Source organism: Sphaerospermopsis aphanizomenoides BCCUSP55 (assembly GCF_001586785.1).
GTDB classification, from domain to species: Bacteria; Cyanobacteriota; Cyanobacteriia; order Cyanobacteriales; family Nostocaceae; genus Sphaerospermopsis_A; species Sphaerospermopsis_A aphanizomenoides_A.
Map to the genome: position 1 here is coordinate 1 of NZ_LUFH02000009.1, position 25,399 is coordinate 25,399.

General features: G+C 36.3%; 30 protein-coding genes and 1 pseudogene. 21 read left to right on the forward strand and 10 right to left on the reverse strand.

Annotated features, from left to right (window positions below; translation table 11 throughout):
- From A0J48_RS03665 to A0J48_RS03705, 9 genes are all read left to right on the forward strand, one after another.
- Positions 1–493: AAA family ATPase (locus A0J48_RS03665; RefSeq protein WP_234300701.1), on the forward strand; the 493-nt coding region annotated here is incomplete at its 5' end.
- 116 nt (positions 494–609) lie between these two features.
- Positions 610–954: a hypothetical protein gene (locus tag A0J48_RS03670; protein ID WP_200320442.1), complete on the forward strand. Its 345-nt coding sequence runs from the start codon at positions 610–612 to the stop codon at positions 952–954.
- Between the two features lie 454 nt (positions 955–1,408).
- Positions 1,409–1,714: a hypothetical protein gene (locus A0J48_RS03675; RefSeq protein WP_200320444.1), complete on the forward strand. Its 306-nt coding sequence runs from the start codon at positions 1,409–1,411 to the stop codon at positions 1,712–1,714.
- A 29-nt stretch (positions 1,715–1,743) separates the two neighbouring features.
- The gene (locus A0J48_RS03680; RefSeq protein WP_200320446.1) at positions 1,744–2,127 is read left to right on the forward strand and encodes a toxin-antitoxin system TumE family protein; all 384 of its coding nucleotides are present in this window, start codon (positions 1,744–1,746) and stop codon (positions 2,125–2,127) included.
- 113 nt (positions 2,128–2,240) lie between these two features.
- Complete coding sequence (locus tag A0J48_RS03685; RefSeq protein ID WP_200320448.1) at positions 2,241–2,777, forward strand: cytochrome C; 537 nt, start codon at positions 2,241–2,243, stop codon at positions 2,775–2,777.
- Between the two features lie 404 nt (positions 2,778–3,181).
- Positions 3,182–5,971, forward strand: a complete 2,790-nt coding sequence (gene secA / locus A0J48_RS03690; RefSeq protein ID WP_200320450.1) for a preprotein translocase subunit SecA — start codon at positions 3,182–3,184, stop codon at positions 5,969–5,971.
- A 216-nt stretch (positions 5,972–6,187) separates the two neighbouring features.
- Positions 6,188–6,973, forward strand: a complete 786-nt coding sequence (locus tag A0J48_RS03695; protein ID WP_200320452.1) for a hypothetical protein — start codon at positions 6,188–6,190, stop codon at positions 6,971–6,973.
- A 21-nt stretch (positions 6,974–6,994) separates the two neighbouring features.
- Positions 6,995–7,381, forward strand: a complete 387-nt coding sequence (locus tag A0J48_RS03700; RefSeq protein WP_200320454.1) for a hypothetical protein — start codon at positions 6,995–6,997, stop codon at positions 7,379–7,381.
- Between the two features lie 47 nt (positions 7,382–7,428).
- A complete protein-coding gene (locus A0J48_RS03705) occupies positions 7,429–7,896 on the forward strand; it encodes a hypothetical protein (protein WP_200320455.1) in 468 nt (155 codons plus the stop codon).
- Between the two features lie 169 nt (positions 7,897–8,065).
- Here A0J48_RS03705 and A0J48_RS03710 read toward each other — a convergent pair whose 3' ends face one another.
- Positions 8,066–8,290, reverse strand: a complete 225-nt coding sequence (locus A0J48_RS03710) for an AbrB/MazE/SpoVT family DNA-binding domain-containing protein (RefSeq protein WP_200320456.1) — start codon at positions 8,288–8,290, stop codon at positions 8,066–8,068.
- A 92-nt stretch (positions 8,291–8,382) separates the two neighbouring features.
- Here A0J48_RS03710 and A0J48_RS03715 point away from each other — a divergent pair, with 92 nt between their 5' ends.
- From A0J48_RS03715 to A0J48_RS03740, 6 genes are all read left to right on the forward strand, one after another.
- Positions 8,383–8,580: a hypothetical protein gene (locus A0J48_RS03715; protein ID WP_200320457.1), complete on the forward strand. Its 198-nt coding sequence runs from the start codon at positions 8,383–8,385 to the stop codon at positions 8,578–8,580.
- A gap of 50 nt (positions 8,581–8,630) precedes the next feature.
- Positions 8,631–8,834: a hypothetical protein gene (locus A0J48_RS03720; protein WP_200320458.1), complete on the forward strand. Its 204-nt coding sequence runs from the start codon at positions 8,631–8,633 to the stop codon at positions 8,832–8,834.
- Between the two features lie 31 nt (positions 8,835–8,865).
- Positions 8,866–9,108 carry a UPF0175 family protein gene (locus A0J48_RS03725; protein WP_200320459.1) on the forward strand — a complete coding sequence of 81 codons (243 nt, stop codon included), beginning with the start codon at positions 8,866–8,868 and terminating at the stop codon, positions 9,106–9,108.
- Positions 9,109–9,186: 78 nt separating this feature from the next.
- Entirely contained in the window at positions 9,187–9,537 is a 351-nt protein-coding gene (locus A0J48_RS03730) for a hypothetical protein (protein WP_200320460.1), read from the forward strand.
- A complete protein-coding gene (locus tag A0J48_RS03735; RefSeq protein WP_200320461.1) occupies positions 9,534–9,935 on the forward strand; it encodes an HNH endonuclease in 402 nt (133 codons plus the stop codon). The genes A0J48_RS03730 and A0J48_RS03735 overlap by 4 nt, the downstream gene beginning before the upstream one ends.
- A gap of 112 nt (positions 9,936–10,047) precedes the next feature.
- On the forward strand, positions 10,048–10,383 hold the full coding sequence (locus A0J48_RS03740) for a low molecular weight protein tyrosine phosphatase family protein (RefSeq protein ID WP_200320462.1): 336 nt from the start codon (positions 10,048–10,050) through the stop codon (positions 10,381–10,383).
- Between the two features lie 20 nt (positions 10,384–10,403).
- Here the strand turns inward: A0J48_RS03740 and A0J48_RS03745 are convergent, their stop codons facing one another.
- The 4 genes and pseudogenes from A0J48_RS03745 to A0J48_RS03755 form a co-directional block, all read right to left on the reverse strand.
- Positions 10,404–11,345: an SGNH/GDSL hydrolase family protein gene (locus tag A0J48_RS03745; RefSeq protein WP_325078404.1), complete on the reverse strand. Its 942-nt coding sequence runs from the start codon at positions 11,343–11,345 to the stop codon at positions 10,404–10,406.
- A 94-nt stretch (positions 11,346–11,439) separates the two neighbouring features.
- Positions 11,440–11,916, reverse strand: coding sequence for a RidA family protein (locus A0J48_RS26735; protein ID WP_411841118.1), 477 nt, complete (start codon positions 11,914–11,916; stop codon positions 11,440–11,442).
- 24 nt (positions 11,917–11,940) lie between these two features.
- Positions 11,941–12,357 (reverse strand): annotated as a pseudogene (locus A0J48_RS26740) (pentapeptide repeat-containing protein); the annotation flags it as partial.
- Between the two features lie 260 nt (positions 12,358–12,617).
- The gene (locus A0J48_RS03755; protein ID WP_200320463.1) at positions 12,618–13,049 is read right to left on the reverse strand and encodes an NUDIX domain-containing protein; all 432 of its coding nucleotides are present in this window, start codon (positions 13,047–13,049) and stop codon (positions 12,618–12,620) included.
- A 362-nt stretch (positions 13,050–13,411) separates the two neighbouring features.
- On the opposite strand from A0J48_RS03755, the gene malQ reads away from it, so the two are divergent.
- Positions 13,412–14,920: a 4-alpha-glucanotransferase gene (gene malQ / locus A0J48_RS03760; protein ID WP_200320464.1), complete on the forward strand. Its 1,509-nt coding sequence runs from the start codon at positions 13,412–13,414 to the stop codon at positions 14,918–14,920.
- A gap of 431 nt (positions 14,921–15,351) precedes the next feature.
- On the opposite strand, the gene A0J48_RS03765 is transcribed toward malQ, so the two are convergent.
- Together A0J48_RS03765 and A0J48_RS03770 are read right to left on the reverse strand one after the other, a co-directional pair.
- Positions 15,352–16,155, reverse strand: coding sequence for a helix-turn-helix domain-containing protein (locus A0J48_RS03765; protein ID WP_200320465.1), 804 nt, complete (start codon positions 16,153–16,155; stop codon positions 15,352–15,354).
- A gap of 27 nt (positions 16,156–16,182) precedes the next feature.
- Positions 16,183–16,947, reverse strand: a complete 765-nt coding sequence (locus A0J48_RS03770) for a pseudouridine synthase (protein WP_200320466.1) — start codon at positions 16,945–16,947, stop codon at positions 16,183–16,185.
- Positions 16,948–17,127: 180 nt separating this feature from the next.
- Here A0J48_RS03770 and A0J48_RS03775 point away from each other — a divergent pair, with 180 nt between their 5' ends.
- The gene (locus tag A0J48_RS03775; protein WP_200320467.1) at positions 17,128–17,841 is read left to right on the forward strand and encodes an LmeA family phospholipid-binding protein; all 714 of its coding nucleotides are present in this window, start codon (positions 17,128–17,130) and stop codon (positions 17,839–17,841) included.
- 85 nt (positions 17,842–17,926) lie between these two features.
- On the opposite strand, the gene A0J48_RS03780 is transcribed toward A0J48_RS03775, so the two are convergent.
- Both A0J48_RS03780 and cbiT read right to left on the reverse strand, forming a co-directional pair.
- The gene (locus A0J48_RS03780) at positions 17,927–18,811 is read right to left on the reverse strand and encodes a phosphatidate cytidylyltransferase (protein WP_200320468.1); all 885 of its coding nucleotides are present in this window, start codon (positions 18,809–18,811) and stop codon (positions 17,927–17,929) included.
- A 96-nt stretch (positions 18,812–18,907) separates the two neighbouring features.
- Positions 18,908–19,510: a precorrin-6Y C5,15-methyltransferase subunit CbiT gene (gene cbiT / locus A0J48_RS03785; protein ID WP_200320469.1), complete on the reverse strand. Its 603-nt coding sequence runs from the start codon at positions 19,508–19,510 to the stop codon at positions 18,908–18,910.
- A 182-nt stretch (positions 19,511–19,692) separates the two neighbouring features.
- On the opposite strand from cbiT, the gene A0J48_RS03790 reads away from it, so the two are divergent.
- The 4 genes from A0J48_RS03790 (at position 19,693) to A0J48_RS03805 (ending at position 24,117) form a co-directional block, all read left to right on the forward strand.
- Positions 19,693–21,081, forward strand: a complete 1,389-nt coding sequence (locus A0J48_RS03790) for a serine/threonine protein kinase (RefSeq protein ID WP_200320549.1) — start codon at positions 19,693–19,695, stop codon at positions 21,079–21,081.
- A 225-nt stretch (positions 21,082–21,306) separates the two neighbouring features.
- Entirely contained in the window at positions 21,307–22,704 is a 1,398-nt protein-coding gene (locus A0J48_RS03795; RefSeq protein WP_200320470.1) for a serine/threonine protein kinase, read from the forward strand.
- 39 nt (positions 22,705–22,743) lie between these two features.
- The gene (gene tatA, locus A0J48_RS03800; RefSeq protein ID WP_200320551.1) at positions 22,744–22,911 is read left to right on the forward strand and encodes a twin-arginine translocase TatA/TatE family subunit; all 168 of its coding nucleotides are present in this window, start codon (positions 22,744–22,746) and stop codon (positions 22,909–22,911) included.
- Positions 22,912–23,289: 378 nt separating this feature from the next.
- Complete coding sequence (locus A0J48_RS03805; protein WP_200320471.1) at positions 23,290–24,117, forward strand: hypothetical protein; 828 nt, start codon at positions 23,290–23,292, stop codon at positions 24,115–24,117.
- Positions 24,118–24,484: 367 nt separating this feature from the next.
- Here A0J48_RS03805 and A0J48_RS03810 read toward each other — a convergent pair whose 3' ends face one another.
- Complete coding sequence (locus A0J48_RS03810; protein ID WP_200320472.1) at positions 24,485–25,066, reverse strand: Uma2 family endonuclease; 582 nt, start codon at positions 25,064–25,066, stop codon at positions 24,485–24,487.
- Between the last annotated feature and the right edge of the window lie 333 nt (positions 25,067–25,399).

Here is a 25,399-nt window from a genome sequence, read left to right on the forward strand (position 1 = left end):
TCTAATTACATATAAAATAAATAAAATAATGAAAGGTGAATACTGTATTGATAACAGAGGAGAAAAAATTGTATTTAACCAGGAAACAGAGGAATATGTTTATCTGTCTAATGCTTCATCAGGACAGCAAGAGTGTATAAGGATTTTACAAGATATTTTCCTTAACATACTTGACGATGTAAAAGTATTAAGAATCATAGAAGAACCAGAAGCACATTTATTTCCTGTTGCCCAAAAACAACTGATTGAATTATTAGCTTTAATGGTGAATCACGATGAAGATAATCAACTGATTATTACTACCCATAGTCCTTACATACTCACAGTTTTTAATAATCTACTCTTTGCAAATAGAGTAGTGGAAAAAAATCCCGCAGCAGAAGCTGAAGTAGCACAAATAATTCCTAAAGACTCCTGGTTAAAAGCAAATGATTTTTCTGCTTACTCATTAGGTAATCAATCTATTTCTGAAAAAACAAATTATGGTGAATAAATTTTTAATACTGAAAAAGGTACTATTCAACAAAATTATTTGGATACTGTTTCCGAAATTTTTGGTGGTGATTTTCAGGCTTTGGACAGTATCCACGCTAGAACTTTTAAAAGAAGATGAGCAAATTTGACGATATTAAGGAACTTCTATCAAACGTTTTTCCAAATTTTGCTGATTTTCTACAAATAGAGTTGAGAGAAGAATTTTCAGTCACAGACTATAAAGGACAATCTTTTATCATTGCCAGTATTGACTTCGATGATAATACATTTATTATTAAATTTAAAGGTACTGAAACTATTGTAGAAGGATTTGATGGCAATAAATTATTTACTGTCAGCAATGCTACGAGGGTTGGTTTTATTCCTATAGATGGTAAACAGGGACTTCTAGGATGTGGTGATTCTCATGGCGAATTTGTACTTGGTGATGACAGTTATTCATGTTACGGAGAGTTCTAAGTAAGGGCAACCAGCGCAGAAGCAAGGGCTAGACATAGGTACAGATAAGAGGCTATTACGCAATAAACAAATACTATTAGTTTATTTAACTTTAAATTAAATAGAAACTACGCCGGGTTAATTCTAGAAGCTTATGTTTGCACTCCTAAATTTTACCCTAGATTTGATGCAAGTTGGCAAGCATTGGCGATAGAGTTTGCAGAAGAATATTATGGGATTGAACTTTTTGAAAGAAATTATAAAAACTGTAAATAACACATCGTGTAAAAAAATAGAATTGCCCAAATCTGTATTAACCTAATTTCTTAACTGCTAGTTAAATTTGGATAAATAAAATATAATGAAGAAATATAGCACTTTGAATATCCATGAGGTAAGACAACCAACCATCCTTGTAAAATAAGAGTTTTCAAAATTAACCTGGTATAAACTAATCAACGGTAAAAATTACATTATGAATACCCAATTAGTTGAATCTATCGCTCAAATTATCCTCTCTTTATCTCCAGCAGAAAGACAGCTTTTAGAAAGTAAAGTTAATCAGGTAAAATCATCTTCACTATCGGTCAATTCAACCCAGCAAGATATTTCAGACTTAGAACAAAGTTTAAAGAATTTTGAGACAAAATATCAAATGTCTTCTAGCGACTTCTATCAAAAATTTCAAGAAGGACAATTAGGAGATGAAATAGATATGATAGAATGGAGTGTATTTTATGAAAAGTGGACAAATGCTAAACAACAAATTCACAATAAATAATAGACTTAATATAATAGCATAGTGAACCGATGGAATTACAAGATTATATTAATACGGTAAAAATTAAGCTGGCAACAAGTCGCATCATTATCAAAATCTCTATCGTGGAAGAAAAAACTTTATTTGATCGGGGATATTTCCGAGCTAGATTAACTTTAGTAAATAATGATTTTTTAGAAATAGCAGAATCCTTTACTATTATTAACGGACATTTTTTCACCCTGGATTATCATTATCAGTGGATGGATGAAGAAAAGCAAAATTTAAGAAAACGCTGGGATAATATGCAACATTTTCCAGATTTACCTAATTTTCCCCATCATGTTCATATAATAGAAGAATCTAATGTAGAAGCTAGTGAATCTCGTAATATTCTGGAATTAATTGAACTTATTGAAAAAGAATTAATTTAATTAAGTTTAAAAAATAAACCCTGTTAATAAATCATAAATGATGCAATTAAATGTTATAAATTGTATATTAGGTGTGCAAAATACTAGATATCTAACTTCAAGCACTTAAACTAATGTCTACTTTATTTAAACCTAAATCATCCCACAAAAAACTCAAACGCCAACTGCTGATTGTCATGCTGGTGATTTTCGCTTGGAGTATCGCCATAGGATTTATACTGGGTTTAGCCACCAGCACCCAGGCCGCTAACCCCCCAGCAATTGGCACCGTTGACGTAGTACCCGCAAATTACCAATTAGGGCAACAATTATACATAGAAAACTGTTCAACCTGTCATATTGCCTTACCACCACAAGTATTTCCCACCCAAACTTGGAAAAATATTCTCGAAGACTCCCAGCATTACGGCGCACAAATTCAGCCTTTAGCAGATCCGCAGCGCATATTTGTGTGGAAATATGTTTCTACATTCTCTCGTGTGCAACTCCAAGACGAAGATACACCCTATCGCCTCGGGAAATCTCGTTATTTCAAGGCTTTGCATCCTGGTGTAAAATTACCAAACCCTGTGACAATGGACGGTTGTATCAGTTGTCATCCTGGTGCTAAGGATTATAATTTCCGCAGCTTGACACCAGAAAACAATTAAAAGAATGCAGAATTTAGAATTTAGAATTTAGAATTACGTTTTGCAACGGGGATTTTACGCCGACGCAAAACCCGCTGCTTGTAGAAGCAGGGGATTTTCACCCCCAAAGGTAAGTTAAAAATTAAAAATTCATTTTTGCTTGTGAACATCAGTCACCTGTTACCTGTCCCCTGCGCCTTCTGCTGACAAAATGATACTATAAAGGGACTTTAAATATAAAATATAGATTGAAACCAATCATCATATCCAGGTGATTGGGGTTTTTTCATTTGGTTTTTGAGTAAATTCTCATTTCTCAGCCATCCATAAGCATAATAGCTGGGTTGGGTAAAGTGTCTATAATCATATAGCTATTAGCTAAAACTTTAATTTCCATTCCCCTTGATTTATTTCCATAAACTGCCATGCTAAAACTCTTGTTGGGCGATCCCAACGCTCGTAAACTTAAAAAATACCAGCCTTACATTACAGAAATTAACCTGTTAGAGGAAGAAATTAAAGCACTTTCTGATGATGAGTTAAAAGGTAAAACCGCTGAATTTAGACAAAGACTAGCTAAAGGTGAAACTCTGGATGATATTTTACCGGAAGCTTTTGCTGTTGTCCGAGAGTCAGGACGGCGTGTGTTAGGGTTACGCCACTTTGATGTGCAATTATTAGGTGGGGTGATTCTGCATTCTGGGCAAATTGCCGAAATGAAAACAGGTGAAGGTAAAACCTTGGTGGCTACCTTACCGAGTTATTTAAATGCCCTCACTGGTAAAGGTGTTCACGTTATTACTGTTAACGATTACTTGGCACGTCGGGACGCAGAATGGATGGGTCAGGTACACCGGTTCTTGGGTTTAAGCGTGGGGCTGATTCAAGCTACCATGAGTCCAACGGAACGGAGGAAAAACTATGACTGTGATATTACTTATGTAACTAACAGTGAAATCGGTTTTGACTACCTGCGGGATAACATGGCTACCTCTATGGCTGAGGTGGTGCAACGTCCGTTTAATTATTGCGTTATTGACGAAGTAGACTCGATTTTAGTTGATGAAGCCCGGACACCGTTAATTATTTCTGGTCAGGTGGAAAGACCGACAGAAAAATATTTGCAAGCAGCGGAAATTGCCTTTACTCTCCAAAAAGATGAACATTACGAAGTTAATGAAAAGGATCGTAACGTTCTTTTAACTGATGAGGGTTTTGCAGAAGCGGAAAATCTGTTGGGTGTGACAGATTTGTTTGACCCGGAAAATCCTTGGGCGCATTTTGTCTTTAATGCAATTAAGGCTAAGGAATTGTTCCTCAAGGATGTGAATTATATAGTCCGCAATGATGAAGTTGTAATTGTGGATGAATTTACAGGTCGGGTACTACCAGGACGACGTTGGAGTGATGGTTTACACCAAGCCATTGAAGCGAAGGAACGGGTGGAAATTCAACCAGAAACCCAGACTTTGGCAACTATTACCTATCAAAACCTGTTTTTGCTGTATCCCAAGTTGGGGGGAATGACGGGAACAGCAAAGACGGAAGAGGTGGAATTTGAAAAAATTTATAAGTTAGAAGTAACTGTTATTCCTACCAACCGGGTGAGAAGACGGGAAGACCTGTCTGATATGGTGTTTAAGACCGAAGCTGGAAAATGGAGAGCGATCGCTAAAGAATGTGCAGAAATGCACGAAAATGGTAGACCTGTGTTAGTGGGTACAACTAGCGTCGAAAAATCCGAACTTCTTAGCCGACTCCTGAAGGAAATCAATATTCCCCACGAGTTACTCAACGCTAGACCGGAAAACGTGGAACGGGAAGCGGAAATTGTCGCCCAAGCAGGACGCAGGGGTGCTGTAACTATCGCCACCAACATGGCGGGACGGGGTACAGATATTATCCTGGGTGGTAACTCTGAATATATGGCGCGGTTGAAACTGCGGGAATATTTTATGCCCCGTATCGTCAGCCCAGAAGATGAAGATGTTTTTAGTATGCAAAGGGCTTCTGGACTACCTACAGGTCATGGTGGCGGTCAAGGTTTTGTTCCTGGTAAAAAGGTGAAAACTTGGCGGGCTTCCCCAGAAATTTTCCCCACCCAGCTATCGAAGGAGACAGAACAGCTATTAAAAGAAGCTGTAGAAGTGGCTGTGAAGGAGTACGGTGAACGCAGTTTACCAGAGTTGGAAGCAGAGGAAAAGGTAGCTGTAGCAGCGGAAAAAGCGCCTACAGATGACCCTGTAATTCAGAAATTGCGGGAAGCTTACCAGCGCATTAAGCATGAGTATGAAGAGTTTACCAGCACTGAACATGATGATGTGGTCAACAGAGGCGGTTTGCACGTAATTGGTACAGAACGCCATGAGTCACGCCGTATTGATAACCAGTTGCGCGGACGGGCGGGAAGACAAGGCGACCCTGGAACGACAAGGTTTTTCCTCAGTTTAGAGGATAACTTATTACGGATCTTTGGGGGCGATCGCGTTGCTGGGTTGATGAATGCGTTCCAGGTAGAGGAAGATATGCCTATTGAGTCGGGTATGTTGACTCGCAGTTTGGAAGGCGCACAGAAAAAGGTCGAGACTTATTACTACGATATCCGTAAACAGGTGTTTGAGTATGACGAGGTAATGAATAACCAACGTCGTGCTATCTATGCGGAACGTCGCCGGGTGTTGGAAGGTCAAGATTTAAAGGAACAGGTCATTAAATACGCTGAAAAAACGATGGATGACATCGTTGATTATTACATCAACCCTGAGTTACCTTCGGAAGAATGGGAATTAGACAAGTTGGTGGATAAGGTGAAGGAGTTTGTTTACCTGTTGGCTGATATGCAGGCCAGTCAGTTGGAGGACATGGGTGTACCGGAAATTAAGGCTTTCCTCCATGAACAAGCGCGTATTGCTTATGATATGAAGGAAGCGCAAATTGACCAAATTCAACCGGGTTTGATGCGTCAAGCTGAACGGTTCTTTATTCTCCAACGCATAGATACTTTGTGGCGGGAACATCTGCAACAAATGGATGCTTTGCGCGAGTCGGTTGGTTTGCGTGGTTATGGTCAAAAAGACCCGCTGATTGAGTATAAGAGTGAGGGTTATGAGTTGTTCTTGGATATGATGGTGAATATCCGCCGTGATGTGGTTTATTCGCTGTTTATGTTCCAGCCTCAAGCACAGCCTACGGTGCAGACTTCTGAGATGGTTTAGGTTTTTTCACGCAGAGACGCAGAGGCGCAAGAGAGGCGTTTTCTGCGTCTTTTGTTTTATGAGGAATGAACCACGAAGGCGCGAAGGACACGAAGGAAGAAGAGGAAGAAGAGGGAAGGTTATTTATTCTGCGAACATTTCCACTAAGATATACATATTCTTTGTTAGTTTTATGTAATACAATTATGGATATCAAGTTGAGTGAAAATATTTATTATGCCTAGTATAAAGGTATCCTTTTATAATGAAGAACACAGAAAATTATTAGAAAACACTCCGAAATATGAACTTATAACAAAGCTAGTTGAGGACGGGTTTGATTGTAGCAATGAAGATTTATGGACTTATGGACTTTTTAGAGAGCAAAAACCTATCTTTGGATTCAATAGTTATGAAGAATTAAAGTCTAAATTACCTAAAAGATGGGGATATATTGAAGATTATTTTGATCTAAATGCTGATACTATCAGAGCAAAATATCATGGTTCAGATAACCAAGATAAATCACTTACTGAAACATTAGGAATTGGAGTAGCACTAGCTTTAATTAGTCATATTCATGGACTGACTCAAGCAGATTGGAATATTATTCCTCCTCATAATTCACAAAAGCTAAAAGATTTGGATTTTTGTATAGCTTCCGATGGGGAACAATTTATTGAAGTTGAGGCTAAAGGTTCATATGCGGAGACTAATAAAAATTCTAATTCAATTTACACTATGAAAAGTGATATTGAAGCTAAGAAACAAGTACAACGCACAAAAGCAAATAATAACAATATACTCTACGGTGTCATAACATCTTATTCCTCTAATCCTGAAGTTATGGCACATTGTCGGATTTTAGATCCTCCAGTAGTTTATGAATTTAATAACCCTAGAAAGATGCGATTACTATCTAGACTTAGCTTTTATCTTCAGCAACTAAATCTACTTTCTAGAGCCAATTATTTGATAGCATTAGCAAATCGTAAAAGAGATAATCAGGTAATGGATAAATAAGAAGAATTAAATTTACAACGCGTGATAAATAGATTTAGTGATAGATTTGAAATACCTGATTCATATACATTATCACGAACATTAGTTTTAAATAGAAGTGGAGTAGTTGAAGTGTTCCCAATAAGCTCAGATGAATACTTCTTTTTTGGTTTAGATTTAGCAATAATTAAAAAAATAATTAATCAAAATTTTTCAGATATTATTGATTATAGATGTGATTTTCCTAAATCATTTGAAGTTACCGTGAATGCTAAACTAAAAAGCCGCGATTTAGAAGAATATAATATTAATGTTAATCAGTTACCTCAAGCAACAGATAGAAGTAGAGTAATTATGACTTTATCAGGAACATTACATAGTAACTCTGCTGGGGTAATTTTTGGAAAACTATCTCAAGCAGCAAATTAAATTGACTGCTGTTAATATTTAGCAAAAATTTCACAATTAGAAATCTCATGACAGAAAAGAAAAGAACTGACTTTAATTATCGCCAACTTGAAAATAACTTGATATATATTTCAGATTCAATTATTCAGGCTTACAAATCTAATAAATTGGAATTAATAGTTGATCATCAATATAATGAAAATTTTCCTTCATCAAGATATTACGAAATAGAAGCTAATTTAGAAAAATCTTTCATTGAGTTGGGAGTTTACTTTAGCTGGCCAAATAATATATATATAATTCGTATCTGGGATAAAAGCATGACTCCAACAGACAAAGACAAGAAAATTTGGAAGTCAAAAGCACCATGTCCGGGTCATTTAGCTTGGCAACATGAAAATGAAGATTTATCAGAGGAAGGATTTTCAGATTTTGATTCAGGTTTGCACAAACTGATTTACGAGTACGTCCAGAAAATTCAAGATTTTTATTTATCTGCTGGTGGTATAAGTCCTGAAATTAAAAATCTGCTGTAGTAGAATTGTTAGATTAGAAACTAGATATATTATAATTAAATTATCAGTCAAGAGGTCTGACTTTTCAGATCGTGGTAGCAAGGTCTACCCTTGACTGACTTTTATTTTTAAATAATTTGGTTAAATTTTGACTATAAAATGTATAAAAAAACTTTACTTACACCAGCTTCTAGACATCATCTAATAAAACATCATCGCCGTTTTCTGCCATTTCTATAAATGCTTTTTCCCAACCCTTTCTTACTTGTTTAACTGGGCGAATAATTAGATGATTTCCTTGAACTTCTATTTCTACTTCTGAAGTAATTCCGCTTTGTTCTAATAATGTTTTAGGAATAAAAACACCTTGCGAATCTCCAATTTTGACAATTTGGGTTTTAACAGCTTTGCCCATTGTATGTGATTGAGTAAATAAATATATTCACAATTGTATCACAGAAATATTATAATCATGTTATGCTATAAAAGTGTATGGAGAAAAGATCCATGACTACTTTAGTGAAAGAATTATTAAACATATTTGATAGTTTACCAGAATCAGCAAGACTAGAAATAGCTGTAGAGATTTTGAAACGGTTTACAAATTTAGACTTTCCACCTTTATCAGATGACGATTTAGTGTGGAATGCTGAAGAACTTTTTTTAGAATTAGATCAACAAGAAACAGACTATGAGTACCCCTAGACGTTGATTTCCCAAAAACACAGTATTTCAAAATACTAGGAAGAAACATTATGAATGTATCTATTTCTGACCAAATTATTGAACAATTAAAAATCATGCCTCAAGACTTGCAATATCAAGTCCTAGAATTTGCCCGCAATTTGACAAATTCAAAAATCAAAGGTGTTCCTGGTAAAGAATTACTACATTTTGCAGGTTCAATACCCAAAGAAGATTTACAGCTAATGAGTGAAGCAATAAAACAAGACTGCTAATATATTGACATAAAGTATTTTTTCACATCTTATGACTTCTATTAATTTCCAATTATCATCTGATTTAATTAACGAAGGTGAGCAAGCTATTTGTCAAGAATTAACTTTACAATTGTATGAGCAAAATATATTTACCTTTGGACAAGCGCGACGTTTAGCTAATTTATCTGTTTGGGAATTTCAGCAGCTTTTAGGAAACAGGAAAATTCAACGACATTATACTGAAGTTAATTTACTGGAAGATGTAAAGATTATTCAAGAAGGTTTTGAATAATTGTGAAATGTATTTGCATTATTAAAATAAATGTCACAATTTAAATATAGAAAATAACACACTTGGAAAAAATCAACCATGCCCAAAATTACTCTAGAAGTATCAGAAGAATTATCCCAACAACTAGCACAAATAGGCAATGACCGCCTACCAGAACTACTTGCTTTGAGTCTTCAACAACCAGCAATACCAGCACAAGTTTATCAATATATCCTTAATTTTCTTGCCAGTAACCCCACTCCTCAACAAATTGCTGAATTTAAACCCACACCGGAAATGCAAGATAGGTTGCGTACTTTACTAACACGCAGCAAAGCAGGAGAACTTACACCCATTGAGTTACAAGAACTGAATGAGTATGAACGTATTGAACATTTAATTGTGATGATTAAAGCTGGTAATTTATCTTATTTGACTAATCAACCGTGAGTACATCCTACATTCCGTCTGCACTTCGCCGCTTAGTAGAAGAACGTGCAAATTATCAATGTGAATATTGCTTACTACCCGCAGGAGTTGCTTTTTTTTCTCATGAAATTGATCATGTTATTGCTGAAAAGCACGGTGGAAAAACAACTGCTGAAAATCTAGCACTCACTTGTTGGCGTTGCAACCGTTATAAAGGTAGTGATTTAGGATCATTTGACCCAGAAACAGGCAGTTTTAGCTTTTTATTCAACCCTCGCACTCAGAAATGGAATTCTCATTTCAGCTTTTCAGAAGTGGTTTTAGTCGGTTTAACTCCTGAAGGACGCACAACAGTCAAGTTATTACAAATGAATAGTGAAGAAAGACTAGTTGAAAGAGAAAAATTAAGGTCTAAATAGCAAGAATCAACTAATGTTATGCTATAAAATTCCCTAGTTGATGAAATACAAAATCATCTGCGTTTATCTGCGTCCATCTGCGTTTAATTATTAAACCTTGTACCTCATGTGAATGAAAAAACTATTATTCCTCTGTAGCCAAAATAGACTCCGCAGTCCCACTGCTGAAGCTGTATTCTGTGAATATCCAGGACTAGAAGTAGACTCCGCAGGTTTAGACAGAACCGCCGAAATTCCAGTTTCTACAGAAGCTATAGAATGGGCTGATATAATATTTGTAATGGAACAATCCCATAAAAGTAAACTATCTAAAAACTTTCAACCCTTTCTCAAAGATAAAAAAATTATCTGTTTAGATATTCCGGATGAATATGAATATATGCAAGCAGAGTTAGTTGAATTATTAAAACGCAAAGTTTTACCATTATTGGGAACTATCACTTCTTAAATCAAATATCTGCTAATCTATTATTTAATTTTCCCTAAAAGCGATCGCTCAATTTCATTTCTCACTAACTGATTACCTTTTAAATTGAGATGAATGTGGTCATGATACAAGCTTTTTGGATTAGAAACTCCTTGTAAGATAGGTAAAAAATCTATGTAGGTAATATTCCTTTCTGTCACAAAATCCTGCAAACGTTGACGCGCTTTTATTTCATAATCCCGTGTTCCATTGGCTTCCAATTCCCGTAGTAAGGGAGTCATAGCTACAATCAATTGACTATTATTTGCTTGAGTCAAGGTTTGAATATTACCAATTGCTGCCAAAATTATCCCTACGCGATCGCCTCCTTCTCGATACAAAGCTTCTAGTTCGGGAATTGGCTTTTGTTTAAAAGTATAACGCTGTAATACTTCCACAATTGCCAGAGGTGGTTTACGATCAGGATAATTCTTATCTCTTCCCACTGGTAAGGAAGTTGGTGCAGTTCCAAATAAATCGTCTGTATTAATTAATAATACTATTACTTGAGATTGAAAAGTACCAAATTTTTGTAAATATGCTAATTCATTGCGGGGACTCCAGGAGTTAGCAGAAGCATTTAAAACTTCAACTTGTTGATAATTACTGCTTTCAGATAAAGATTTCATCAGCAGATGAGAAATAGTATTTTCTTGGTCAGTCCACCAACCACCATTAGAAATAGAATCACCTAATAGCAAAACTCTTAGTGTTCCAGGTGCAGGTATTTTGGAAATTGGGTCACTCCGCATGGAAAATTCATTAATTTCAATTCGACTTCCAAAGCGGTAGGTTTTCTGATTTGGTGCTAATAAATAACCAATTTGTTCATCACCAATGTAAATCAAAGGATTACCAAAACCAAATAGCGATCGCAATCCTAACTCTATCACTACAAACAACCCTACAAGTACCGCCAAAATTACCATCAGCACCACTTTCACCTGCAATCACCCTTAAGTTAATTGTATTTGATAATACTATCAAAATTTATTTAATTGTGGAAAAAACCCAGGGTGGGCATTGCCCACCGTATAATTAACTGTTAATAACAGCAATACACTCAATTTCTACCAACACATCTTTAGGTAAACGCGATACCTCCACACAAGCACGCGCAGGGGCTGTATCTTCAGAAAAATATTTGGCATAAACCGCATTCATGGCGGCGAAATCTTTCATATCAGCTAAAAATACACCTGTTTTCACAACATCTTTAAATGTAGCTCCTGCTGCGGTCAGGATAGCTTCAATATTTCTCATTACCTGTTCCGTTTGCTTGGTGACATCATCGGTATAAACAACATCACCCAACCGAGGATCAATGGCTATCTGTCCAGCAACAAACAGCATTTGTCCAGAAGCGAGAATAGCTTGATTATAGGGGCCAACTGGTGCGGGTGCATTATCGGTACGGATAACTTGACGAGTCATAGGAATATCTTTTTTTAAGGGTGCATCTGGTTTAAGGAAGTCTAAATCAACATCTGTTGTGTAAACTTCTCCATCTGGCATTATCGCACCTATGAGGTCAGCATTTTTAAAGGTTGCACCATAGATATTTGCACCAGTTAAGTCTGCTCGTCTCAAGTTTGCACCATCGAGATTTGCATTCATTAAATCCGCTTTTTGCAAATCTGCTCTTTCTCAATTTGTACCTTTCAAATAAGCTTTTCGGAAGTTTACGCCATTGAGATTTGCTGCACCTAAATCAGCCTCAGCCAGATTTATAGCTGATAAATCTTTATTTAATAGATTAACGCCCCGAATCTTTGCTCGTTGATAATTCGTATCTTTGAATATGACATTAGTTAGATTGTTTGCTTGACTCAAATCACAATCAGTTAAATTAGCATTAGTAAAATTTGCTGAATTAAGGTTAGTTCTGGCCAGGTTTGCATCTAAAGATTCTTTCTGAAAGCAATAGTTCCAATGCAAGAATTTGTTCGTAAACATCCTGCTCCATTTATCGCCAAAATCTATCGTGATGGCAAGATTAACCTCTGGAAAGAAAGTAAAGAATTATTAACATAATTAAATAGTTTTGATGAATCTATGTAATCTTAATCCTCCTCTCTTCCTTCGTGTCTTTGTGGTTCATTGATATTAAAGAGAAGCAAAAAATAAATCATTCAAATTTATGTCAATAAAACGACTTTTTCTCCCCCTGCTCCCCTGCTTTCTTCACTGTCACCTGTCACCTGTCACCTGTCACCTTACCCCAACCTCGGACGAATCCCATAATTTCTATACCGCCAATAATCCCGCAAAATCCGGTCATGGTCAAAACATAAATTACCGGGAACACACCAAGGCTCAAAAATCCCCACACCCTTAGCATCATCACCAGCCACAGGTTCACCCGTTGCAGTTGCCAAAAATACAATACTAATCGTATGCTGACGGGGGTCACGACTGGGATCAGAATAAACCAAAAACTGCTCAATTAACTCTATTTTTAAACCTATTTCTTCCTCAGCTTCTCTCCGTGCTGCCTCTTCCACAGGTTCACCATAATCTACAAACCCACCTGGTATAGCCCATCCTAAAGGCTCATTATGTCTCTCAATTAATATAATCGGTCGATGGGGTCTATCAATTAATTCGATAACAATATCAACGGTAGGTGCAGGATTTCTGTAAGTCATACAATTTTAGATTTTAGATTTTAGATTTTAGATTTTAGATTTTAGATTTTAGATTTTAGATTTTAGATTTTAGATTGAGTATTAATTACAGCAGATTGCAGATCAATGAGGTACAGCATCTAAATTGAAATATAGACAGAAAGAGAGTTTTACTCCTGTACAGACGTTCCAGCGGAACGTCTCTACTGACTCCTGATGTATCTTGATTAATCTTCTCATTTCTTTACCATCTTTCCTATTTCTTCATGAACAACAAATGTCAACCCTGAGTATGGCATGATCAATTCGATGCGTGTCTTTTAGGCGATCGCCTTTGGCACTGCGATCCGCGCAATTGCTTTCTTTTATATTTTAGGTTAATTATGCCTTTTCCTAGATCAAGCGGTATTTTACTCCATCCTAGTTCTTTTCCCAGTCGCTTCGGAATTGGGGATTTAGGTTTAGAAGCTTATCGTTTTATTGATTTTCTCAAAAATAGCTACCAGCAATATTGGCAAGTTTTACCACTCGGACCCACTGGTTATGGTAATTCTCCCTATATGTGCTACTCAGCAATGGCAGGAAATTACTTTTTAATTAGTCCAGAAAAGCTAGTAAATGAGGGTTTGTTGGTTGCCGAAGATTTTGCTAATTTACCAGCATTTTCCGCTGATAAAGTGAATTTTGAGCAAGTTATACCTGTTAAGGTAAATTTACTCAAAAAAGCTAGTGAGAATTTTAAACATCACGCCACTGAGATCCAAAGAAAAGCATTTCACACTTTCTGTAATACTAGAGGCTATTGGCTCAATAATTATGCTTTGTTTATGGCGCTCAAAGATGCCCGAAATGGTGCAAGTTGGAACAATTGGGAACCAGAACTAGCAAAACGTGAACCCGCAGTATTAGCCCGAATAGAGCAAGAGTTAGCACAGGAGATATTTTATTACAAGTTCATTCAATATGAGTTTTTCCGTCAGTGGTCAGAACTAAAAAATTACGCTAATCAAAACGGCATAGAAATTATTGGTGATATCCCCATTTATGTAGCCCATGATAGTGCTGATGTGTGGGCTAATCCTGATATTTTCGCTTTAGATGAAGAAACTGGTGCAGCGGCTTTAATGGCGGGTGTACCACCAGATTATTTTAGCGCCACAGGTCAATTGTGGGGCAACCCAGTTTACAAATGGGAAGAGTTGCAAAAGCAAGACTTTAAATGGTGGGTACAACGTTTTGAAGCCATGCTGGATTATGTAGATATAATTCGGATTGACCACTTCCGAGGATTTGAGGCTTTTTGGGCTGTACCCCAAGGTGAAGAAACTGCTATCAATGGTGAATGGATTGAAGCCCCAGGTGTAGCGTTTTTTGAGGTAATTAAACAAAAGTTGGGTAAATTACCAATTTTGGCGGAAGACTTAGGAATTATTACACCGGAAGTAGAAGCACTACGAGATCAATTTGAGTTTCCCGGTATGAAGGTATTACATTTTGCCTTTGGTTCAGATCCCGGTAATCCGTTTTTACCGTTCAATTATCCCAGAAATGCTGTAGTTTATACTGGTACTCATGACAATGACACAACTGTAGGCTGGTTTAATACTGCGAATGATTACGAAAAGCAAAATTTGTTGTTATATTTGGGATCTATCAGTCCTGATGGTATAAACTGGGATTTAATTCGATTAGCTTTGAGTTCCATCGCCAATCAAGCGATTATTCCTTTACAAGACGTTTTAGGATTGGGAACCGAAGCCAGAATGAACTATCCCAGTACAGCTGAGGGTAATTGGGAGTGGCGCTATCAGTCCGGGGTTTTAACTCAGGAATTGAGCGATCGCTTAAAAATTATTACCAAACTTTATGGACGCGCTCCCAGAAATTCCTGATCAGGAGGTTAGGAGTGAGTAATATAAAGTAAACTATGCTTGCTTTCAATACTCCTACCTCAGTGTTTATTCAGGGCTAGGTTTGATTGGGTTGGGATACGATCGCAACACAGTTATTTTATCAATTGATAATTGACAATTGTTTCATTCCCGGTTTAAAACCTCTTTTTTCAAGGAGAAAAAATCAAACCATTCCAATTCCCCAAACCTTTCACTTCCAGGGAAAGGTAGTTGTATAATAAAAACACATTAGAATTTACGTAAATGTGTCTGAGATTCATCTGTATCCCAGTGATGAATTTTCTATTTCATGAAGCATAGCAAAGACAACTACCCTAAGAAAAAAGTTCATCCAGCTTGATTTCTAACTTGGCTATGAGTTTCTTTCCTCCTTGCAATAGTTAACCTCAACCCTACTGAAACAGATGTGATTAAGACCTGACTTTACCAGATGCAATCCTGATTTCTTCCATTTTCCCCGGTTTTCCCATCTGTTTCGGTTGTTGTTGATTCACACTCATTAACACACCACCAGCATTATCGGTTTTCACTGTCAGTTCCTCAGTAGCTTTCCAATTGCGGTGAGTTCCTTCTGGTAAAACACCCTCAAATTCGGTTTTACCATCAGCAACCACACGAATCCAGGATGATGACTTCAATGTGACACCAATCTCTACAACTTGAGATTCAGTTGTGTTACTGGCAACTTGAATTTCTTGTGTCTCCTGGGTTGGGAATTTATCTACTGTTAAATCCGAGTTCTTTTGTAGCTTTTGTTGATTTTGTCCATTGTTTGCTTCCAAAGCGGCCTGATTCAATAACTGAGACAAGCCGTTGACAGAGCAGATAATCACGAAAATGTACAGTAAGTACAGATGAACAGGACGTAGTTGAGGAATAGGTTTGAGTGGACTATTGCTTTGGAAACTCACCTGTTGATAACCGACAGGAAAATTGCTGGCAAATTCTGCTCCCTTGAGTCCAAGCGCATCAGCAAACTGTCTAATTAAACCCTGAATATAAATTGGTTCTGGTAAATCGTTTAAATCACCTACTTCAATTGCGTGTAGTAGTCGTCTGGGAATTCTAGTTTGTACCACAACTTCATCTAGAGTTAAACCCTGTTGTTCACGCAAAGCTGCCAATTTATTGCCCAACTGTGTTAATTTTTCTGCTTGTTGCTGCTCTATTGAAGGTTTACTCAATTTTTCATTTTTTCTTTTTAGCCATTTCATAATTTTGATTACACTCCGTAACTCAGCTTAATCGTTAATAGGTATCCGCTTTATCTGCTTGTTTAAAAAAATCATTTCCTCTGAAGTCAGATGACGATAGTCACCTACACTGAGAAATCCAGTCTTGGGGTTTTGTAATTGAATTGAACCTATGGCCGTGCGATGGAGTTGAATAACTGGATATCCTAGCTGTTCAGCTACACGACGAATCTGGCGATTTCTCCCCTCTTGCAAAATAATTTCTAATCTGCTTTGATGAGACCAAGATTCGATTAATCGCACCTTAGCTGGGCGTGTTTTGCGTCCTTCCAGAATTACGCCTTCACGCCACATCCTTAGAACTGCTTCTGGGGGATGTCCTTTAACAACAATATGATATGTCTTAGCAATATTATGACTAGGATGAGTTAGGGCAAATGTCAAGTCCCCATCATTTGTTAATATTAATGCTCCTGTAGAGTCTGCATCCAAACGTCCAACTGGGTGAATACCTGAACCATGTTGTAATTTTGGTAGCAGTAAATCCAAAACGGTCGTTCTTCCTTGGGGATCGTCACAGGTGGAAACAACACCAGGTGGCTTGTGTAGTAACAAATAGATTAAAGAGGGACGCTGACTTTGAGAAACAGGTTTGCCATCAATGCTGATGGTGTCTATTTGGGGATCGACTTTTTGACCTAAATGTGCCAAAATCCCATTGATCTTCACTCGTGATTCCTTAATCATCTCTTCGGCTTCACGACGTGAGGCTATACCCCATTGAGAAATTATTTTTTGTACCCGTGCCTCCATGTAAAAATTGCTTATTCCTTTGCTTGTGATCAGTTGTCAATTTATCTGCTGTGCGCTGTTTCTTAATTGAATATTCAAAATCTCATCTTCCCATTTTGTAGTTAATAGCCATAAGTTTTATATTTAAGAACTGGTTAAGATTCCCAGATTTTCACCAAAAATACCAGCTAAACTTGTTAAATGACAGATAAACGTTTCCCAGTGACGACAGGTAAGAAAATACGATTAATTACGAAGGCTCTCACCACCGCAATCAAGCTTTGGTTAAGAACACAACTAACTCAAGTATCCCAGATTGAGGTTGAGATTGGAGCAAGCGATCACCAACTCCTTTCTGGTTGTATTCCCTCAGTATTTATTTTGGCTACTGATGCAGTTTATCGGGGTGTCCATGTGACAAGCATTCAAATGAAAGCAGAGAATATACGGGTAAATATTGGCGGTGTACTGAAGGGTAAATCCTTACAGTTATTAGAAATTGTGCCTGTGGTGGCTGAACTAATGGTGGAGGAACAGCATCTAAATAACTCCCTGACATCAGAATTATTATCAACAGCTATAAATGATATCCTGGTTAAATTATTACCAGAACAGGGGGAAAAATCCAAGCCAGTTTCTTGGCAGGAAATTACACTTGACAATGGGCGCTTAATAGTATCTGGTGTTTCATCACCCCAAAGCCAATCTACATTGATTGAGATGGCTGTGAGTTTAGAACTACTCAACGGGCAGGAATTACAACTATCGCAGATTCAGATTAAATACAACCAAGAACCAGTGTTAGAAAATGATGCAGGATATAGTATGAACCTGGGATCAGATGTTGATCTCCAGGAAATAAATTTGAAATCTCATCAATTAATATGCCGTGGACGGATTAATGTCAACCCCTAAATTTAATTATCAGTTATTAGTGATCAGTTATCAGGGCATTAGCCATAGCAAATGGCAGTAAATGGAAGTAATTGATCATTACAAATTACTTTAATAAAGGCAAAATCAGGGTGACAAAATAGTAAACTAAAGGAGCAGTAAAAATATAACTATCAGTCCGATCCAATATACCACCGTGACCGGGGATCAATTGTCCTGAATCTTTCACACCTGCATCCCTCTTCAACATAGATTCAGTTAAATCACCTAAAAGACTGGCAATACCAATCAACAAACCCAAAGTTAAACCAGTAATCAGGTAGTAAGGAAAATCGAGAAAATAACTCCCGGCTAAACCTACTATAACGCTGGCTGTGATCCCAAAAACTGCTCCTTCGACAGTTTTTTTCGGGCTAATATCTGATAAACGGGTTTTACCGAAGAACTTACCAAAAATGTAAGCGCCAATATCAGCAGCCCAAATACATAAAAAAGTTAAGATTGTAATTGTTAAACCTTGTAGTAGGTTGGTAAAGTTTCCCTGGGTAAAAATGTCGTTCCAGTTATTAGGCCAATAACCACCAAAAGGGAGATTGCTAATAGCTGCACTATCAAGATTTCTTAATCTGACCCAATAACTAGGCAAATAACCAACATAAAATAGCCCCATAATGGAAGCGGAAATATCAGCAATTGTCGCAAATTTGGGTTGAAACAACAGGTAAAAACAAATCAGAGTCCCTGCTATGGGCATGATGGCATCAGCTAAACTACCATTAAGAGTGCAAATTGCTAATAAAACTTGACTAACAAACATAGTAGTTTTCGCAGCAGGAGCTATGCCTCTGGCTCGTACCAAATTAAAATATTCCTGTTGACCTAAAAAGACAACGATCGCAATTGCTATGGTAAAGTACCACCCCCCTAACAGGGTTGAAGATAAAGCCAGGGCGATCGCAATAATTCCACTAATAATTCTAGACCAGGGCATAATATATAGTATTTTAGATTTTAGATTTTAGATTTTAGATTTTAGATTTTGGATTTTGGATTTTGGATTGAATCCAAAACCGAAAACCGAACAGGTTTAATCTAGTTTCTCACCACTGAGAATAAAAATGGGATCAGCCGCGACAAAGGTTTGAGAAAAACCCCTTGTTTCTAAGCGGTTCACAGCCGACTGCACAACTTCGATATTTCTAGCTCTTAACTGGGAAAAGCTCTGGGAAATAGCATACAGACTTTCTAGATTACCAGCTGTAGCTACAACTCGACCGGATGGGGGCAAATAAGGCCACACAGCTTGTAAAATTTCTGGGATAGGTCTTCCGCCTTCAAGACAAACACGGTGAGGGGCGACTTTAATATCATGCAAACACTCTGGGGCGCTGCCTTCAACGACTTCTACATTTTTTACCTCAAAGCGATCGCAGTTACGTTTAATTAAATTAGCCACTTCTTCATCTCTTTCTACAGCAATAACCCTTCCCTTTGGACACAGCAATCCCACCTCCACGGGAATTGTACCCGTCCCTGCCCCAATATCCCATAATACTGAATCGGGTTGGAGTCGCAGTTGGGAAATTAGCAACAATCTTAATTCTCGCTGACTCAAGGGAATACCTGGTAAATTCTCAAATAACTCATCAGGAATACCAGGGGTAACATAAGGCCAAAGTTGGGAAGGCATAAGCGATTCAAAATTCAAAATTCAAAATTCAAAATTCAAAATGGGAAAGCTAGGTTTGACAAGCATCCTAGTTAAATGGGGAATTTTAGATGTGGAATATTTAACACAGGATACTGGCTGAACTAATTTAACGAGTAATAAAATAGAGAAAGTTTAGTAACATCGCCCTATAAGTAATCATGATGAGTAGGGAAGTATTAGGAGAACGCTACGAAGTTCAACAGCAGTTAGGCAAAAAGTCAGGACGACGAACTTTATTAGCGCGTGATTTGGTAACTGGTGACTTGGTAATAGTTAAGTTACTGGCATTTGGTAGTGACTTTGAATGGGATGATCTCAAATTATTTGAGCGAGAAGCCCAAACCTTAAAATCTTTATCCCATCCTTCTATACCCCGTTATCTCGACTATTTTGAGGTAAATTCACCCAATTATCAAGGATTTGCCCTGATCCAGACTCATATCCCAGCTACAACCCTAGAGCAATACTTACAAACTGGACGGACTTTTACAGAAGTTGAAGTGAAAGAAATTGCTGCATCAGTTTTAGAGATACTCATTTATCTACATGGGTTAAATCCACCTGTGATCCACCGTGATATTAAGCCTAGCAATATTTTGTTGGGAGAGCGATCTGGCAATAGTGTAGGAAAAGTTTATTTAGTAGATTTTGGTTCAGTCCAAACCATTTTAGCCGCAGAAACAGGCACAAGAACAGTAGTAGGCACCTATGGTTATATGCCACAAGAGCAATTTGGTGGCCGCACAGTTCCCGCTTCTGACCTTTATAGTTTAGGTGCAACTTTGATTTATTTAGTCACGGGTACTCACCCCGCAGACTTACCCCACAAGAATTTTCGTATTCAATTTGAGCAACTTGCTTCTTTGAGTCCCAGCTTGACTAATTGGTTGAAGCGAATGATAGAACCAGATTTAGAAAAGCGGTTTGCATCTGCAACTGAAGCACTGCAAGCTTTAGAACAACCACAAGATACTGATATTGCTTTAACCGTTGATAAACCAGCAGGTAGTAAAATTAAACTCACCAAAAATGATGAGTTTTTGGAAATTGCCGTTCCCGCAGTGGGTTTTGATGGTTCAATGGTATTCGCCACTTTGTTTTCTGTCGCTTGGAATCTATTTATTTATTTGTGGTCAACTAGCGGTATCTCTATAACTTTTCCCGGTAATTTTCCATTTATTTTATTTGCACTACCTTTTTGGGGAATTGGTTTGTGGATGATATATGGAGTTGTATATTGTATTTTTGGCCAGCTTAAAATACGTATAGACCAAAAACAAATTGCTATTAGTCATCAATTTTGGAAATTGCAAATTCCTCGCCGTTCATCTCCTAGAATCAATATTAATAAAATAATTTACAATCCCAAATATTTTACCATAGATGGTGATGGCGATAAAATTCAAAGACCACCCAAATTAGTAATTTGGTCAGGAGTCAAAAAGTTTGAGTTTAATGTTGATAATATCAGTATTAAATCTCAACCAGAATTAGAATGGATAGCGAATGAATTAAGTGATTGGTTAGGTATACCACTAGAAACAGAATAGGTAAATTATAATTCGTAATTCGTAATTCGTAATTCGTAATTCGTAATTCGTAATTCGTAATTCGTAATAGTGCCTCCGGCTCCCGTAAGGGATACGTAATTCGTAATTACTAACCTGTCCCTGTCGAGTGCAAAAAGCGGAAATTATCTAAACCTCTTGGCGATCGCATCCCACCTAAGCCATGATTGATTTAGTAAAACAACTAGGGTGTAAACTCGTAAAGCTATGGGCAATATCTTAGCAAATCGCTATGAAGTGCAAAAGCAGTTAGGTAAAAAAGCCGGACGACGCACGCTGTTAGCAAAAGATTTACAAACTGAGGAATTGGTAATAGTTAAATTACTTTCTTTTGGTGGTGATTTTCAATGGGATGATCTGAAATTATTTGAGCGAGAAGCCGAAACTTTAAAATCTTTGTCTCATCCTTGTATACCGCGTTATTTAGATTATTTTGAAATCAACTCTGATGAATTTAAAGGTTTTGCTCTCATCCAAACTTATATTCCAGCCAAAACACTAGAACAATACTTACAAAGTGGACGCAAGTTTACAGAATCAGAAGTTAAACAAATTGCTAAATCTGTACTCAAGATTCTTGTTTATTTACACAGTCTGAAACCTCCTGTAATTCATCGTGATCTTAAGCCTAGTAATATATTATTGGGAGACAGAACAGGTAATAGCGTCGGTGAAGTTTATCTCATAGATTTCGGTTCAGTACAAACAGTTTTAGCCACGGAAGGAACAGGAACAAGAACAATTGTCGGTACTTATGGTTATATGCCACAGGAACAATTTGGAGGTAGAACTGTTCCCGCTTCGGATCTTTATAGTTTAGGTGCAACATTAATTTATTTAGTCACAGGTTCTCATCCTGCTGACTTACCAGAAAAGGATTTTCGGATTCAATTTGCAGAAGTTGCTAATTTAAGTGAAAATTTTACTACCTGGTTAAAATTGATGACTGAACCCAGTTTAGGAAAACGTTTAAATTCTGCGGATGAAGCATTGAAAGCATTAGAAAAGCCTCTGTTACCAAAGTCAAACAATACTAATTTAACTGCTAAAAAACCAACTGATAGTAAAATTAAGCTAACAAAGGATCAAGATTACATCGAAATCATCATTCCCCCTGTGGGCTTAAAACTATCTACAGTCGGCTTATTTCTTGGCAGTGTAGTTTTAAGTTATGTAACTTGGTTGTATGCGATCATATATATACAAAGTTCAGCATTTGATACCTTGGTATTAACATTTTTGTCTGGTTTTTTAATTGCGTCAGTAACATTAATATATAAATTTATTTTTCGCTTGTTTGGTAAAATCAGATTATTGATCAATCAACGTCAAATTACATTAACCCATGAATTGTTGGGTACAAAAATAAAATTTACCAGACCAGGGAAAAAAGAAGATATTTGTTTACTGCAAATAATCAGAAAAGCAGAGTATAAAGACCTGAAGGTTAATACAGTAGAAATTAAAGCCAAAATTATAATTTGGGCTGGTAAACATAAACAATACATTCTTGGTAATGATAATGAGTTAATATCTGAATCAGAACTTGATTGGCTGGTACATGAATTAAGTGATTGGTTAAATTTACAAATTAGGACGGAATAAATTCTATAATCAATGACAGTGATGCAAGAGGAAATTTATATGTTTGGATTAGGATGGCGAGAAGTAGCGATAATTGCCATAGTTGCGATTTTGATTTTTGGACCGAAGAAAATTCCTGATTTAGGAGGAGTGTTAGGAAAAAGTCTGAGGAATTTCCAAGAGGGAATGAAAAAAACTGATGAAGATGATAATTCAGAACAATCATAATTGTCAGAATCAGGCGCTTATCGAGCGAAGTCGAGATAATGTCCAGGATTTAAGGATTTACAGGATGAGGATTTTTTTATTAACCTCATCTATTTTTTAATTGTCAGAATCAGGCGCTTATTGAGCGAAGTCGAGATAATGTCCAGGATTTGAGGATTTACAGGATGTAATTGTTAAATGTTCCCTCAGTACATTAAACTTTGTCTTTGAGACAGAGAATTTATTCCCTAAATTATTAAAATAATTTAATTTTTATGTATTTATTTTAAAAAAAATTATCAAAAAAATAATCAATTAAGTAATTACAATTAGACTTAAACATAATTATGATATTTAGTATTGTAAGCGTCTTGCTTGTGTCCGTGTTTTCAATATTAGTTGTTTTTACTTGGTTTTAGCCAAGGTATTGATTTCTTTGCAGAGGAAACTAAAGCGGAAATTCAATATCAAATTGATCAAATTGCTGAATCTCAATCTACAAAATCATCTACCACCCAAAAAGTGAAAGCTCATCGCTCACCAGTTATGAAGACAAGTCAAAGTATTGATTGGTGGGGTAATTTTGGTGATATTGTCGCTGATGTGGGAGGTGGTATTTTGGAACTTTTTAGTAAAGGGTTGGGAAGTGTATTTAGAGCAGGTGTAAAAGGAGGTACATCTTTACTGCAATCTCTTTCTAAAGAAATTCCTCAAGTTTTTGATTCTGCAAATGAAGATATGGGTGAAATACCAAAAATCTCTGATCCATATATCATCAGAGTTCGCAGTAAAACTGAAGCTGATAAGATTAGTAGAATTATCAATAAATCTTGTGCTTCTCTGATTCAAAAGTTTTGGGTAGATACTCAAGATACATTGGTAAGAGATGGTACTAATATTCGGGAAAAGTTGGCTTTGAAAATAGAAAATGATATCCAAGAGATATCAAATGAACTATCTGATTATTTGGGGAAAGAATTACAAGTCAAATTAAATATTAATAAAATTCAATTTCCTAAATTTGAATTTCCAGGTATTGACGCAAGAATTAAACAACAGCAAGAGATATTTAAAAGGACAAAGCAAGAAGAAAGAACGGAGAAAAATTGCTGTTCTAGTAAAACTTACTATGTTCCTGTTGATTATGAAGAAAGGCAAGACTTCTATGAAGTAGATTTACGTCAAACAACAGAATTAATTTACCAAAAAATTGATGAACCAGTTTAAAATAACCGAGAATTACTACAGAAGGTGATTGAATAACAGATTGCAGATGATTTCAAAAAAGCCGAACAACAAATTAATGATTACATCAAGAAATTTCAAGATGATTTTGATAGTCTTCTCAAAGAAAGAGAGACAAAAGAAGCAGAATCAGATAAAATCATTAATAGCTTGAATCTGCAAAAAGAGAAATTGAATGAATATCTACAGGAATTAATATTAATTCGTCAATCTCTCAACACTTGGAAACCTTAATCACTAAACTTTTATATCCTCGACTTCTGAGATTAATTGCTCATATAATTTTCAGAATGAAAAAAGAAGCCGGGGATTTTATTTGTAAATACAAGAAAAATATATGATAAAGTGATTACCAAATCTCTCTTAAATCTAAAACAAATCCTGGTAAAATATCCTCACCATTTAACATAGCTGGATTATCTAATTCTTCCACAACTTGCCCAGGACGATAAATAAATACTTTACGCTGTTTTCTATCAATTAACCAACCTAATTTCACACCATTTTCTAAATCCTCTTCCATCTTTTCTTGTAATGGCTTTAAGTTGTCACTAATAGAACGTAATTCAATTACAAAATCAGGAACAATAGGAGCAAATTTACTTTTTTGTTCTGGTGTTAAACTATCCCAACGTTCTTTTTTAATCCAAGCAACATCAGGAGAAACATCTTTGCCATTAGGTAATTTAAAACCTGTAGAAGAATCAAAACCTTTACCTAATTTCGTTTGTTTATTCCAAATTCCTACTTCTACAGCAATATCAAAATTACAATTTCCAGTTTCGCTGCCAGTAGGAGGCATAATTATTAATTCTCCTGATCTTGTGCGTTCAAATCTTAAATCACGATTATTTTGACAGAGTTGAAAAAATTGCTCATCTGTTAAGTTAATGTTTAATTTGAGATTAGGAGGTAAAGTAGTAGGGTTCATTATGTTTACCTCAAGGTGTTAGAATTTTGGATTTTTGATTTTGGATTTTGGATTTTAGATTTTAGATTTTAGATTTTAGATTTTAAATTTTGAATTTTGGATTGGTAATCACTTATTGTATCAGAATTTTACATAACTTAACTTTCTAGTTATCTAATCTTATGTAATTAGTAATTAAATTTACGTTTTCATCCTGAAAATCCTGAAATCCTGGACATTATCTCGACTTCGCTCGATAAGCGCCTGATTCAGACAAAAAATCCTGAAAATCCTGAAATCCTGAAATCCTGATTCAGACAAAAAAAACCGACAACCAGACGAACCAATAACACA